A 14,615-nucleotide genomic window follows, 5' to 3' on the forward strand; every position below is an offset into this window, starting at 1 on the left:
TGCATTACTTGCCCATAATTGATTAGTTTTATTATCACTTAAAACCTAGTTAATTATGAATATGTCGCTCGTACACTGGCCAGCTATTATCATAGCTGCTTTATCAGCCTTTTTGATTGGAGGCTTATGGTATTCACCTCTCCTGTTTGCTAACGCTTGGCAATCAGACAACAATTTAAATACCGAACAACTCCAAGCCTCCAACAAGATCAGGATCTTTGGGTTTACAGCCTTTTTCTCACTCTTGATGGCCGCTAACCTGGCCATGTTTTTGGCCGATGCAAAAACCGATGCAAGCTGGGGTGCTACCGCAGGCTTCTTAGCGGGAGTATGGACCTTTGCTGCCATAGCGATACACAGCCTTTTCGAACTAAAATCATGGAGGCTGATTTTTATCAACGGCGGATACAGCGTCGTTTCACTAACTGTAATGGGATTTATAATTGGCGTTTGGCGATAGTATATGACACATCTATGGCGTTGTATTATGAACAATGTCACCAGTCCCACGTTACTTATTTGATAAATTAAATAACGATGAGCAACGAAATAACATCTCAAAAAACATTTAGCATAGGCGGCGATCTTACGATAAACCGGCTTGGTTATGGCGCCATGCGTATAACCGGCAAAGGAATTTGGGGACCACCGAAAGATCACGATGAATCTATACGCGTATTAAAGCGAGCCTTAGAATTAGGCGTTACTTTTATAGACACGGCTGATAGCTACGGCCCTAACGTGTCGGAAGAATTAATTGCCGAGGCATTACACCCTTACCCGGCTAATCTGGTAATTGGCACTAAAGGGGGTTTGCTTCGTACCGGGCCAGATCAATGGCCGGTAGACGCAAGTCCCGCCCACCTTAAAGAAGCTCTGGAAGGAAGCCTTAAAAGATTAAAGCTTGATCAAATCGATCTTTATCAGTTACATCGTATTGATCCCGAAGTGCCCGCCGAAGAAACTTTTGCCTTCCTTAAACAGGCGCAACAGGATGGTAAAATCAAGCACATTGGGTTGTCAGAAGTGGATGTCGAAGACATAAAAAAAGCTCGTGAGTTCTTTGAGGTGGTGTCTGTGCAAAATATGTACAGTGTAGATAACCGCAAATGGGAGGGTGTTTTAGAATACTGTGAACAAAACAATATAGCCTTTATACCATGGTACCCGCTTAGTGGAGGAAATATACACAGCCAGGAAGTGCTGCAGAAAGTAGCGGATAAACATGGTGTCACTGTTCACCAGGTAGCACTAAGCTGGCTCCTGAACCACTCGCCTAACATCTTACTAATCCCGGGTACATCAAGTGTTACACACCTGGAAGAAAACATGGAAACCGCTAACGTTAAGCTTGACCAAGAAGATATCGATGAACTCGATGCTATCTCGCCGCCGGTAGGTGGATAAGTTTAAAGGAAAAGGGCACTAATAAGTGCCCTTTTCCTTTAACTACTAATATCTTTGAACGGATGAAAACCAAAGAAGAAATACTAAACAGCTACGAAGTAAAACACGCAGATGGTGTACCGGAAATATCCGCCGAAGACCTTCTGAAAGCGATGGAAGAATATCGCCTGCAAGCAGAGCAGGCCGCTTTCGAAGCAGCCCGCCAGTCAGCTGGCTCTGTAGCGGGCATCACCTACAAGTTTGCAAATTTTGACGATTACCAGGCGAGTTTACAACCTCCACCTATCGTTAATAATCAGGCTGCAAACATCCAGTTAATAGCCGATAGTATATTAGAACAATTCATCCCGCAGGATAAATCAGTATACAACCTTTCGTTCAACATTCGCACCGAGGGACATAGTTACTCCGTAAACTATGTCAAAAATCCGCAGGGCTACTGGTACTTTGACAGTTTTTCTGATGCTGAGTAATTAACTGCTGGTACTATCCCACACTGGCAACTCGGAACGGCTTTACATCCACCGTTTCCCATATCTTTTGCACAATGTAGGGTTCACTTTGTTTCCAGGCTTCAAGCCCTTCTTCACTTTCAAACTGGAGTACCATCACAGAGCCGATCATCTTGCCATCATCGTTCAGAATTGCTCCTCCTAGCACATAGTTCCCACTGGCTTTTAGTGCAGCAGCTCCGTCCAGATGATGCGAGCGTACATTCATTCGGCGGTCAATAGCGCCTTCATCCGTATAGTCGTAGGCTGTAATTAAGTATTGGTTCATTTTTTGATTGTTAGTATAACTGACTAACAAGTATACAGAGCTTGTGTTTAACCAACAAAATAAATCTATAATCTGCCAAACCGCCGCAAATAACTGTAAGTTTTACAATATTTGCGCTATACTACTACAACCATGGAAGATCGCCTGAGAGAAGAGTTTTCTACATACTACGATAAGCAACCTACGCAAACCTATTTCTGCCCTGGAAGGGTGAACCTGATAGGCGAACATATAGACTATAATGGCGGCTTGGTTATGCCATGTGCCGTAACATTTGGAACTTACCTGCTGGTTGCACCAAACGATGATAACGTATTTCGTTTTAAAAGCCTCAATTTTGAAGATACTGCTGAGGTTGCGCTTAAAGATACTTACGAAAAGACCGGGACATACTGGTATAACTATCCATTAGGTGTTATTACGCACTTCTTAAAAGATGGTAAAACTCTGAAAGGGTTAGATATACTTTACTACGGCAACATCCCTATTGCTTCGGGCCTATCGTCGTCGGCTTCGATAGAGGTAGCTACCGCTTTTGCGCTAAATGACCTTTTTGATGGGGGATATACAAAGCTCGAACTCGTTCTTCTTTCTAAATGGGTAGAAAACGTCTTTATCGGTCTGAACAGCGGCATAATGGATCAGTTCTCGGTAGCTTTTGGTGAAAAGAACAAGGCCTTGATGTTAGATTGCAACACACTCGAATACGAGGCTGTAGACAGCAATCTTGGAGAGTACGTACTCGCTATCATAAATACCAACAAGCCACGCAAACTGGCAGAATCTAAATACAATGAACGTGTGCAGGAATGCCATACAGCTTTAGCTGCGCTGAAGCAGGAGCTAAACATAGAAAACCTCTGCGATATAGATACCGATACCTTCAACAAACATAAACACCTGATAACCGACGAAATGGTATTAAAGCGCGCCACACACGTTATCGAGGAAAACGACCGTGTTAAGTTGGCGGCTAACGCTTTAAATGCTAATGATCTTAACGAATTCGGTCGGCTGATGTATGCCTCCCATGACTCCTTGCGCGATTTGTACGAGGTAAGCGGTAAAGAGTTGGATGCAGTTGTGGACTATAGCAAAACCAACCCCAATGTTGCCGGTGCCCGGATGACTGGCGCGGGTTTCGGAGGCTGTGCCATTGCGCTGGTAAAATCGAGCGCATTTGAAAAATTTAGCGCTGATGTAACGGAGTATTACACAAACACCATCGGCTACGCTCCTGCTGTTTACAGCTCATTAATTGGCGATGGAGTAGGTTTATTGCAAGATACAGTACATGCGTAAACTTAAGCTGGACGAACTCAACCGTGCATCGGTAGAGGAATTTAAAACACAGGAAAAACTGCCGGTTGTAGTTGTACTTGACAATGTGCGAAGCATGCACAACATCGGCTCCATTTTCCGCACAGCCGACGGCTTTGCCGCAACTGCTGTATACTTGTGCGGCATTACGGCACAACCGCCGCATCGCGAAATAGAGAAAACGGCTCTCGGTGCCACGCAATCAGTACACTGGGAGTATTTTGAGGATGTAACTGCCGCTCTTAATCAATTACGCAATGATGGTTACAAGATAGTCGCCGTTGAACAAGCCGAAAACAGCACAATGCTAAACGAGTTTACCCCAGCTGCCGGAGAAAACTACGCCCTTATTTTCGGCAATGAAGTTAATGGCGTAAGCGATGAAGCTATGCAGATGATAGACACCTGCCTTGAAATACCGCAATTCGGTACCAAGCATTCGTTTAACATCGTGGTATCGGCAGGTATTGTGCTTTGGGATTTCTTTTCTAAACTAGCCGAGTAGCTCTAATTTTTTTTTATCTTTCAGGTACCTAAGGTATCACAAAATGATAAAATTTTACCAACCGTGTACATCATGTTTTATGGTGTTTAAATCAGCCAGAAATTTTGCAGTAGCAATAATAGGTTTTGCAATGCTCTGCTCTACTGCATCTGCGCAACAAAAAAGGCCATACAATTTACTCTGGAAAGTTACCGGACAAGGTATGGCGAAGCCATCTTTCCTTTTCGGCACCATGCACGTGAAAGATGATCGCGCTTTCCATTTCAGCGATTCCGTAATGCTCGCTATTCAAAGCTGTCCATCTTTTGCGCTTGAGGTGCACCCTGATACAGTGGTGAAGGAGATGTTCATCACCATGAGCAACCGCGACAGCACACGCAGCCTTAAAAACATGCTAAATAAAGCCGATTACGACAAATTGGCCAAACGCTTTAAGAAGAAGAACGGCTATCCCATGGGAGATATAGACCCAATTCAGGCCGAGTCAACCCTTAAACCTGAAAGGGAGAGGCCGGATGATCGAAAAACCTTTGTTGATGCCTACCTTTTTGGTGTTGCGCGAGCAATGGAAAAGAACATTTACGGACTGGAAAATGCAGGCGATCAGTTCAAGGGATATTTTGGAGCGCACAGTACGGAAATAAAGGAAAGGCTGGCGTACCTTGCAGACAGCGATAACGACGAGGAAGAACTGGATCAAACTGACAAGTTGGTAACTGTCTACCAGGAGGGCAACGTAGATTATATTGCTGAATATATGGGAGAAGCCAACATAGCTGATTCTATAATGATATTACGTAATGGCGTAATGCTTAACAGCATGATAGCGCGAATGAAAGAGCAGCCTATTTTTACTGCTGTTGGTGTAGCTCACTTACCCGGAGAAAATGGACTTATTAAGCTGTTACGTGATAAAGGCTATATTGTTACCGCTGTGGCCGCTGATTTTACAGGTGTTGCTGAAAAATATGGTACCGATTACAGCGAACTTAAATGGACAGCTTTTACTGACGAAAGCAGGGGCTACTCCTTAGAAGTTCCTTTTACCCCTATACAAACAGATAAGATACTCGGTGTAAATACGGTATTCTTCCAGGACATTGCCAATGATATGTTTTTTGGTGCATTTGCCGCGCTTGAAAGTGCTCGGGGCAGCCAGCCTGTTGGTCAAAAAGCTATCGATAGGATGGTAAAACGGCTCTCTGCAAATCAACAATACAAGGTTGCAAGCATCAAGAATATTCTTGTAGATGGTAAAAAGGCAGTAGACATCTTCCTGAAAGACAATGCCGGCAAGGGAACACGATATCGCGTGGTTGAAAATAACAATATGCTGTATTGCCTTTATGCGGGGAACAACTTTAGCTCTCTAAACTCCTTTTACGCTAATCGTTTCTTCAACTCGTTTAAAAGTTTTAATCCGAACATTGAAAAGAATAAAAGCTGGATAACCTTTAAAAATGATTCGGCTGCATTCAGCGTGAAGATACCCGTGCAGCCTCAACTGATACACAGAATCATCCCCACGAAAATAAGCCAACATACCTACAACGTAGATGTAAACATGTACATGTCAATAGATAGTGCAAATCTCCAGAACTATCTTGTAAGACACAACGACTATCCCGCAGGTACCTTCCTTGCACAGCCGGAAAAGGCATTTGACGCTCTAACAAAAGAAATGACCAGTAAAGGAGTAAAAGTTATAAGCCAGAAGCAGATAATTAAAGATGGCAACGAAGGCCGCGACTTACGATTAGTCATGAATAACTTCAACATGCACGCACAAGTGTTTATACGAGGCAACCGCGTATATATGCTCTTAAAGCAAAACATCAGTGAAGGTAAGCCAATTGAAGACAATGATGACTTTTTCAGTTCTTTTACCTTTATGCCTTACCTAAGGTCAGAACTAAAAGAATACGCACTAGACGGCGGCAATCTGACTGTAAAGGTTTTTGACAAACCACGGGTTATACCTGATTCTACAATTACCTACGACTCGTTCCTGCCAAAGTCTACCACATTCTTCACCACAAACCCTGCCTCTGGTGATCTGTTTGGGGTAGAACATGCAACTATCAGCAACTATTACAGGATTGCAAATATAGATTCCTTATACAAACGACTAGGTAATGGCTTGGTCAAGTATTCTGATACGCTAGTAAGAGACAGTGCAATTACAGTAAACGGAATTGGCGGCCACGACTTCCTAATCAAAGCTAAAGAATCCAGCAACATGCATCGTTACAGGTTGTTTATTAGCAATGACGATGTTGTTTACTTATCCTCCTATCAATCCGGTAAAGAGCTTTACAGCGATCAAAGCAACATGTTTTTTAACTCTATCAGTAAGATAAACGAAACCGCTCCAATATCATTGGCATCGTCGAAAGCGCAACTGATCCTAAACGATCTGGCCAGTACAGATAGTGTAACTTACAAGTACGCAAGGGGAGCCTTATCTTATTACAAGTTTCAAAGAGACGAACTGCCATTACTGTACAAAGCATTACACAGAAGTTATGACGACGACAGTCTGGCTACTGGTACACGCGGAAAGTTGATACAGTTACTTGCAGATACCAATGACGTAAATACGCTTTCCGAGCTGACAAAACTTTATAATGTAATCGCAAAAGACAAGCAAGAACTTAGGCCCTTAATACTGAAAACTATTGTTGATGCTAATAAAAAGGCCGGTTATGACCTTTACCTGAACTTACTTACGGGCGGCGAATCGATTGAATCTGACAATCTTTATACTGCATTCAGGCCGATGTCAGACTCTTTAAACTTTGTTGTTGCAAACAGTGCCCGCATAATACCACTTTTTAAAAACCCACACTATCGTAAAAATTTGCTTAACGTAGTCAATAACATGACTAATGAAAAAGGTAAATACGACACCTATTTGAAAGAGCACTTTAATGAAATTACGGCGCACGCAATGGAGGATTTGAACGGCTACTTAATGCACAAAGATTCGACTTCAAATAACTGGTATGTAGGCGTTTACTACTACCTGGAACTTATGAATGCTATAAAAAGGCAACCTATCACCAATAGTTTCACCAACACCATCATCCAGAAAGATAATTATGCTGGTTTGGTTAACAATGCCGCTATTACAAGAATAAAAAATCACCTTTCCGTATCTCCAACTGTCTTGAATAAACTTTTGGATAGTTTGAGTACCAGGCTAGGCGTATTAAAAGCGCTTAACGATGAAAAACAACTTGAAAAAGCCCCTGCTAAATACCGCACGCAACTTGCTTTTGCTAAAACATGCCTGTATAATTACCTAACTGAAGCTGAAGATATTACAATTGATAAAATTGGCTTATTAGGTACGGTGACCAACAAAGGGAACTTGTATTATGCTTTTAAATTCAGCTCAGATAGTGAAAAAGCAGAACATTTAGGCATTGCAGGACCTTTTAAATCTGGCTCTGCCAAATATAATTTTAAGAAATATAATGCATACGCAGACTTTGGCGACTCGAAAGTTAAAAATTGGCAGATACAGGCAAAAAAGATAATACCCGATCTGCTCGCCTCTGATGCTAACTAGCAAAACCACCCTATCATGATCAGCCCCCTTGCCAAAAAACTGTTAATGAAGCCCGGACAAACCTGGTTAATCCTTGATGCTCCTGAAGGTTATACCACTAAGCTGGAACCCCTGCCTGACAGCATTATGCTGACCTACAGCTTGGATGATGCTGTCGATGGCGTACAGTTTTTTGTTAAGAACAGCACTGAATTTAAAAGCTCGCTTAAGCTGCTAGCAACTATACTTAAACCCGGTACTATACTTTGGTGCATATACCCCAAGAAGAACAAGGGCATAGATACCGATCTAGAGATGATGAGCGGCTGGGAAGCTTCTAAACCTTACGGATTACGCCCTGTAGCATCTGCAGCTATAGATGATGTGTGGACCACCCTCCGTTTCCGGCCGGAAAGCCTGGTAAAGCATTCTGAATCATGCAACGAAGCTATAAAAGCAAACGACTACTCGGCGTATATTAACCCGGATGATAAGACCGTACGATTGCCTGATGATGCCGCAGTACTCCTCTCGCAACAGCCCCAGCTTCTTAATTATTTTAACTCCCTCGCCTACTCTCATAAAAAGGAATACGTTGTTTGGATATTAAGCGCCAAACAGGAAAAAACCCGTGAGGCACGCCTGACTAAGATGGTGGAAATGCTTGCTGCCGGTAAGAAAAATCCTTCAGAAAAATAGGAGGCTAATTAAGTCAGATGTTCAAAAGTGTTCAGCTTTTTTTGTGCCGGTGCATTTTGAACACTCTTTTGGCGAACCGTTATCTCATGGTAAAAACCTTTGAAAAAAGCATCGTTAAGGCGTCTTTTTACTTGAAAACCTTGCAGTAACCTTCAAAAACCGCAGCAAAAAAACAGGTAAAAACAAAATAAATTTGCAAGTAATAGTATTTATTACAGGTGTAAAAAGCCGTTTGCCCGCCAACAAAAAAAGGCCGCCATAAGGCAGCCTTTTTATATTCTAATCTTCTAAAACGTGTTAATAGAATACCTGCTCAAACTGGTTAACGGCATCCTTGCTTTCCAGGTTGGAGTGCCCCATCAGGAACTCGTCTACCTTACGTGCAGCCTCACGGCCTTCGGATATTGCCCAAACCACCAGCGACTGTCCGCGGCGCATGTCGCCTGCTGCAAACACTTTGCTTACGTTGGTGCGGAAGTTACCTTCTTTAGCCTTCACGTTTTTGCGGTCGTCCAACGCTACGTTAAGCTGCTGTAAAGCACCTTCGAACTGTGGGTTAACAAAGCCCATTGCCAGGAAAACACGCTGGCAAGGTATCTCCCGTTCGCTGCCGGGTACTTCGCTAAACTTAATTGGCCGGCCCATTACATCTATTTCCCAGCTAACTTCGCTCACCTTAAGTGCACGCAGTTCGCCGTTCTCGTCGCCTAAAAACTCTTTGGTGTTGATGCCCCAGAAACGCTCAACCCCTTCTTCATGGCTGCTGGTTGTCTTAAGTACCATTGGGTACGTTGGCCATGGCATGTGCGGCGTGCGCTGCTCTGGCGGTTGTACCATTACCTCAAACTGTTTTACAGAACGTGCACCCTGGCGGTTTGATGTACCCACGCAGTCACTGCCGGTATCGCCACCGCCTATAACTACCACATCTTTATCTGTAGCAATAATCTCCTCGCCCTCAACAGCAATGTCGCTTACACGCTTGTTTTGCTGTTTCAGAAAATCCATGGCGTAGTGAACACCCTTTAGCTCCCTGCCGGGTATAGGTAGGTTACGCGGAATGGTTGAGCCACCAGCTAGTACAACTGCATCATGTGTGCGCACCAGTTCGTCTGCAGGGATGGTCTTCCCTACTTCCACGTTGGTTTTAAACACCACACCATCTTCTTCCATGATCTGGATACGGCGGTCTATAACCCACTTCTCCAATTTAAAATCCGGAATACCGTAACGGAGCAAACCACCCGGGCGGTCGTCGCGTTCGTAAACTGTCACGCTGTGTCCCGCTTTGCTTAGCTGTGCCGCGGCGGCTAGTCCTGCCGGGCCTGAGCCTACTACAGCCACCTTTTTGCCCGTTTTAATAAGCGGCGCAACAGGCTTAACCATATTTTTGGAGTAAGCTATCTCTATAATGTGCTTCTCTATTTCCTCGATAGCAACAGGCGGTTTGTTAATGCCTAACACACATGCCGACTCGCACGGAGCCGGGCATATCCTGCCGGTAAACTCCGGGAAGTTGTTTGTTGATGATAATATCTGGTAAGCTTCGCCCCAGTTCTTGCGGTATACCGCGTCGTTAAACTCAGGTATAACATTACCCAGCGGGCAGCCGTTGTGGCAAAAAGGTATACCGCAGTTCATACAGCGTGCAGACTGCTGGTTAAGTTTTTCCTCTGGGTACAGGCCTACAAACTCGTTATAGTTCTTTACCCTTTCGGCAACCGGTGTTTTTTGGGGAAGTTCCCTGTTAAATTCCTGAAATCCTGTAACTTTTCCCATAAAATTAACTAGCTGTTTGGTATTGTTGTTTTTCTATCACCTTCTTGTACTCTTTCGGATAAACCTTCACAAAGTTGCCCGACGCTTCATTCCAGTTCTTCAGGATGGTTTGCGCAACCTTGCTGCCGGTAAGGTGAATGTGTTTCTTAAGTAAGTCTAATATTTGCTCTTCGTCTTTTAACGACAGCGGGTCAAGGTCTACCATTTCGGTGTTGCAGTTGGCTGCAAAACTTTTCTCCGGATCGTATATCCAGGCCAAACCGCCGCTCATGCCTGCCGCGAAGTTGCGGCCTGTTTTACCAAGGATAAGTGCACGGCCGCCGGTCATGTACTCGCAACCGTGGTCGCCGGTACCTTCTACCACGGCTGTGGCGCCGGAGTTACGCACCGCAAAACGCTCGCCTGCCATACCACGAACAAACAGTTCGCCGGAGGTAGCGCCGTAAAGCGCAACGTTACCTATGATAATGTTATCCTCCGGAGTAAAGGTTGAGTTTGCAGCAGGATAAATAGCCAGTTGTGCTCCGGATAAGCCCTTACCTACATAGTCGTTAGCTTCGCCTTCCAGTTCAAAAGAAATACCTTTTGTGGTGAACGCGCCAAAGCTTTGCCCTGCCGAACCTTTAAATTTATAGTTGATAGTATTATCAGGCAAGCCTGCAGAACCGTAGATCTTTGATATTTCGTTAGAAAGAAGTGTACCAATGGTGCGGTCTACGTTCTTTACATCAAACGTGGCGAATACCGGGGTCTTGTCCTCCAGCGCAACTTTAGCGCTCTCCAACAATTTCCAGTCAAGGATGGCATCCATGCCGTGATCCTGTTTTTCGCTGTTGTAAAGTGTTAAGCCTTTAGCATTGGTCACCGGGTGCAGTATGCCGCTCAGGTCAACCTTTTTAGCTTTCCAGCTCTGGATGTTGTCCCTAACCTTCAGGAACTGTACGCGGCCCACCATCTCGTTAATGGTACGGAAGCCAAGCTCAGCCATTATCTCGCGCAGCTCTTCAGCCATAAAGCGGAACAGGTTCACAATGTGGTCAGCCTTACCGCTGAATAGTTTTCTCAGTTCCGGATCTTGTGTAGCTACACCAACTGGGCAAGTGTTCAGGTGGCATTTACGCATCATGATACAGCCGCCTGCAACCAGTGCAGCTGTTGCAACACCCCACTCTTCGGCACCCATAAGGGCGGCAATGGCAAGGTCGCGACCGGTTTTTAGCTGGCCATCTGTTTGCAGCACTACACGGCTGCGTAGCTTATTGCGTACCAGGGTCTGGTGCGCTTCGGCCAGGCCAAGTTCCCAAGGCAAGCCTGCATGTTTTATAGAGCTTATTGGCGATGCACCTGTACCACCATCATAACCTGCTATCAATATTACATCGGCATGTGCTTTTGCAACACCTGCTGCAATGGTGCCTACACCCGCTTTTGATACCAGCTTAACGTTGATACGGGCAGCACGGTTAGCATTTTTAAGGTCGAAGATCAGCTGTGCCAAATCTTCAATAGAGTAAATATCGTGGTGCGGCGGTGGCGATATTAAACCAACACCCGGTGTAGAGTGACGGGTTTTGGCAATCCAGTCATCTACCTTGTGGCCCGGTAGCTGCCCGCCTTCGCCTGGTTTTGCACCCTGCGCCATCTTTATCTGCAGCTCATCGGCATTGGTGAGGTAATTGGCTGTTACACCAAAACGTGCAGAAGCTACCTGCTTTATAGCAGAACGCATCGAATCGCCGTTTGGCAGCTTATCGTAGCGTATCTCGTCTTCGCCGCCTTCGCCGGTATTGCTTTTGCCGCCAATGCGGTTCATAGCAATAGCCATTGTGCTGTGCGCTTCGTGCGAGATAGAGCCGAACGACATGGCACCTGTAGCAAAGCGCTTCATGATGTTTTCTGCCGGTTCTACCTCATCTATACTGATGGATTCGCGGTGATGCGCAAAGTCCAGCAGGCCGCGTATAGTGTAATGCTTTTCTGTTTGTTCGTTAACTTTGGCAGCGTAGTTTTTGTAAACCGCATAGCTGTTGCTGCGGGTAGCATGCTGCAGCAGGTGCACCGTATCCGGGTTAAACAAGTGTGCTTCGCCCCTGCGTTTCCACTGGTAAATGCCACCCTCGGCAAGCAGCTTGGTATCAGTTTTATTGCTGCTGAAGCCAATTTTGTGCTTGCAAAGCGCCTCGCGGGCAATCTCGTCAAGGCCAAGCCCGCCAATGCGGGTAACTGCACCGTGAAAGTACTTATCTACAACGGCTTTGTTAATGCCCAATATCTCAAATACCTGTGAACCGTGGTACGACTGCAGGGTAGAAATTCCCATTTTAGAGAATATCTTCAGTAAGCCGTCGTTTACAGATTTCACATAGTTTTTGTAAAGCGACTTCAGATCCAGATCAGTCTCCAGGTTGCCATTGTTCCTTAGCGTTTCTATAGTAGAAAGCGCCAAGTAAGGGTTAATGGCTGTTGCGCCAAATGCCAGCAAGGTGGCAAAGTGGTGCACTTCCCAAGCGTCGCCCACTTCGGCAACAATACCTACTGAACCACGACATCCTTTTTTAATTAGATGGTGGTGCACAGCCGAAACAGCCAGCAGCATCGGTATAGGTGCGTGTTCAGAATCTACAGCACGGTCAGACAGGATCAACACCTCGAACCCGTCATCAACAGCATCCTCGGCATAGCGGCACAGGCGCGCTATACCTTTCTCCAGTGAGCCCGGCAGGCCATCAGCCTTGAAATACGTTTGTAAGGTTTTAGCATGGAAAAGGCCGGTATCAATAGAGCGAAGCTTTTCCAGCTGGTGGTTTTTTAATATTGGGTGGTTAAGCACTACGCAGTGGCAGTGCATTTTATCTTCGTCCAGCAGGTTACCGTTGTTGCCTATAAAAGTAGCAAGGCTCATTACCAAACGCTCGCGGATAGGGTCTATCGGTGGGTTGGTAACCTGGGCAAAAAATTGCTTAAAGTAGCTGGAAAGGTGCTGAGGTTTATCTGACAGGATAGCCAGCGGCACATCGGTACCCATAGAGCCGATAGGCTCCTTACCGTCCAAAGCCATAGGCTTAATGATGGTATCTATATCCTCGCGGGTGTAACCAAACACCTGCTGGTAGCGGAAAACCGAATCAGGCGATAAGCTCGCGAATGCCAAACGAGGCTCGGAAAGTTCACCTAGTTGTATTTTATAATTCTCCAGCCAGCGGCCATAAGGCTGCTGCGAAGCAACTTGTTTCTTTATTTCATCGTCCGTAATAATGCGTCCTTTTTCGGTATCTATCAGGAGCATTTTGCCAGGCTGCAGTCGGCCTTTACGTACCACGGTGCTCTCGTCAATGGTAAGCGTGCCTGCTTCTGAAGCAGCTATAACGCGGCCATCATTGGTTATAACGTAACGCAGCGGGCGAAGACCATTACGGTCAAGCAAGGCGCCTACCAGTTTACCATCGGTAAAAGTAATGGCAGCCGGGCCGTCCCATGGTTCCATCAGCGTAGCATGGTATTCGTAAAACGCCTTTTTAATAGGGTCCATCTGCTCGTTACCATCCCATGCCTCGGGTACCAGCATCATCATTACGTGGGGTAACGAGCGGCCGGAATGCAGCAACACTTCTATAATGTTATCCAGGCAAGCTGAGTCGGACTGGTTGTTGTCGATAACCGGCAGCAACATGTCCATTTCTTCAGCAGTGAAGTAAGACGAAGCATAGGACTTTAAGCCCGAATAGAACCAGTTAAGATTACCGGTAAGCGTGTTGATCTCGCCATTGTGCGCAATTAAGCGGAATGGCTGAGCCAGTTTCCAAGAAGGGAAAGTGTTAGTTGAAAAGCGCGAGTGGATCATGGCAAAGCCTGATGCCATACGCGGATCAGCAAGATCTGAAAAATATTTACGCAGCTGGTAAGTAGTTACCTGGCCTTTGTATACGATGGTTTTGCAGGATAGCGAGGTAAAGTAAAAGTACTCCCCTGCGCCGGGCACAGTATCAACAACTGTTTTGTTGATGTAGCGCCTTAATATATACAGCTTACGCTCAAAATCGTCGGCGTTGGTAATGTGGTGCGGGCGGGAGATGAACAGCTGTTCCACGTCCGGCTCGGCCTGGCGGGCGGTTTCACCAATAACTGATGAATCAACCGCCATTTTGCGGTAACCCAGTTTGTGCAGCCCAAGTTTTTCTATTGCATTGGTAATAATGGTTCGGCAGGCCTTTTTTAATGATGGCTCCTTAGGGAAAAAGATCATCCCTACGCCGTACTCGCCGGGTTCCGGCAAACTAATCTCCAGGTTAGAGCATTCTTCCATCAAAAATTCGTGCGGAAGCTGTATCAATATACCTGCACCGTCGCCGCTTTCCGGGTCACAGCCACAGGCACCACGATGCTCCATGTTTTCCAGCATCGTTAAAGCATCATCAATAATGTTGTGCGATTTATGTCCGTTGATGTTGGTTATAAAACCTGTTCCGCAAGAGTCGTGTTCAAATTCGGGCCTGTAGAGACCCTGGTTGCCTTCAGTTTGATCCATCGTTTTTAACCGAGTATTTGTAATTCGGGTAATAACGAAGTTACTTA

10 protein-coding genes are annotated in these 14,615 nt (G+C 45.5%); 7 read left to right on the plus strand and 3 right to left on the minus strand.

Annotated features, from left to right (window positions below; translation table 11 throughout):
- Positions 1–55: 55 nt before the first annotated feature.
- The 3 genes from DYU05_RS07550 (at position 56) to DYU05_RS07560 (ending at position 1,880) form a co-directional block, all read left to right on the plus strand.
- Positions 56–460, plus strand: a complete 405-nt coding sequence (locus tag DYU05_RS07550; RefSeq protein WP_117382341.1) for a DUF1761 domain-containing protein — start codon at positions 56–58, stop codon at positions 458–460.
- Between the two features lie 77 nt (positions 461–537).
- Positions 538–1,407: an aldo/keto reductase gene (locus DYU05_RS07555; protein WP_117382342.1), complete on the plus strand. Its 870-nt coding sequence runs from the start codon at positions 538–540 to the stop codon at positions 1,405–1,407.
- 62 nt (positions 1,408–1,469) lie between these two features.
- Positions 1,470–1,880, plus strand: coding sequence for a hypothetical protein (locus DYU05_RS07560; protein WP_117382343.1), 411 nt, complete (start codon positions 1,470–1,472; stop codon positions 1,878–1,880).
- 13 nt (positions 1,881–1,893) lie between these two features.
- On the opposite strand, the gene DYU05_RS07565 is transcribed toward DYU05_RS07560, so the two are convergent.
- Positions 1,894–2,187, minus strand: a complete 294-nt coding sequence (locus DYU05_RS07565) for a YciI family protein (protein ID WP_117382344.1) — start codon at positions 2,185–2,187, stop codon at positions 1,894–1,896.
- A gap of 132 nt (positions 2,188–2,319) precedes the next feature.
- Between DYU05_RS07565 and DYU05_RS07570 the strand changes: the two genes are divergently transcribed.
- From DYU05_RS07570 to DYU05_RS07585, 4 genes are read left to right on the plus strand one after another with little or no spacing between them, the layout of a single operon-like run.
- Positions 2,320–3,489 (plus strand): galactokinase, encoded by a 1,170-nt coding sequence (locus DYU05_RS07570; protein ID WP_117382345.1) that lies wholly within the window; start codon positions 2,320–2,322, stop codon positions 3,487–3,489.
- The gene (locus DYU05_RS07575; protein ID WP_117382346.1) at positions 3,482–4,012 is read left to right on the plus strand and encodes an RNA methyltransferase; all 531 of its coding nucleotides are present in this window, start codon (positions 3,482–3,484) and stop codon (positions 4,010–4,012) included. Before DYU05_RS07570 ends, DYU05_RS07575 begins: the two co-directional genes overlap by 8 nt.
- Positions 4,013–4,055: 43 nt before the next feature.
- Entirely contained in the window at positions 4,056–7,586 is a 3,531-nt protein-coding gene (locus tag DYU05_RS07580) for a TraB/GumN family protein (protein ID WP_117382347.1), read from the plus strand.
- Between the two features lie 15 nt (positions 7,587–7,601).
- Positions 7,602–8,264 (plus strand): YdeI/OmpD-associated family protein, encoded by a 663-nt coding sequence (locus DYU05_RS07585; RefSeq protein WP_117382348.1) that lies wholly within the window; start codon positions 7,602–7,604, stop codon positions 8,262–8,264.
- A gap of 297 nt (positions 8,265–8,561) precedes the next feature.
- Here the strand turns inward: DYU05_RS07585 and DYU05_RS07590 are convergent, their stop codons facing one another.
- Entirely contained in the window at positions 8,562–10,043 is a 1,482-nt protein-coding gene (locus DYU05_RS07590; RefSeq protein WP_117382349.1) for a glutamate synthase subunit beta, read from the minus strand.
- Between the two features lie 4 nt (positions 10,044–10,047).
- A complete protein-coding gene (gltB, locus tag DYU05_RS07595; protein WP_117382350.1) occupies positions 10,048–14,568 on the minus strand; it encodes a glutamate synthase large subunit in 4,521 nt (1,506 codons plus the stop codon).
- Positions 14,569–14,615: the final 47 nt, after the last annotated feature.

Origin of the sequence: Mucilaginibacter terrenus, assembly GCF_003432065.1 — a bacterium.
GTDB lineage: Bacteria > Bacteroidota > Bacteroidia > Sphingobacteriales > Sphingobacteriaceae > Mucilaginibacter > Mucilaginibacter terrenus.

Bases quoted from the DNA above. Each gene is read 5' to 3' on its own strand.
- DYU05_RS07575 (WP_117382346.1), top strand. From the start codon at position 3,482: ATGCGTAAACTTAAGCTGGACGAACTCAACCGTGCATCGGTAGAGGAA.
- gltB (WP_117382350.1), bottom strand. From the start codon at position 14,568: ATGGATCAAACTGAAGGCAACCAGGGTCTCTACAGGCCCGAATTTGAA.
- DYU05_RS07565 (WP_117382344.1), bottom strand. From the start codon at position 2,187: ATGAACCAATACTTAATTACAGCCTACGACTATACGGATGAAGGCGCT.
- DYU05_RS07560 (WP_117382343.1), top strand. From the start codon at position 1,470: ATGAAAACCAAAGAAGAAATACTAAACAGCTACGAAGTAAAACACGCA.
- DYU05_RS07590 (WP_117382349.1), bottom strand. From the start codon at position 10,043: ATGGGAAAAGTTACAGGATTTCAGGAATTTAACAGGGAACTTCCCCAA.
- DYU05_RS07570 (WP_117382345.1), top strand. From the start codon at position 2,320: ATGGAAGATCGCCTGAGAGAAGAGTTTTCTACATACTACGATAAGCAA.
- DYU05_RS07585 (WP_117382348.1), top strand. From the start codon at position 7,602: ATGATCAGCCCCCTTGCCAAAAAACTGTTAATGAAGCCCGGACAAACC.
- DYU05_RS07550 (WP_117382341.1), top strand. From the start codon at position 56: ATGAATATGTCGCTCGTACACTGGCCAGCTATTATCATAGCTGCTTTA.
- DYU05_RS07580 (WP_117382347.1), top strand. From the start codon at position 4,056: ATGATAAAATTTTACCAACCGTGTACATCATGTTTTATGGTGTTTAAA.
- DYU05_RS07555 (WP_117382342.1), top strand. From the start codon at position 538: ATGAGCAACGAAATAACATCTCAAAAAACATTTAGCATAGGCGGCGAT.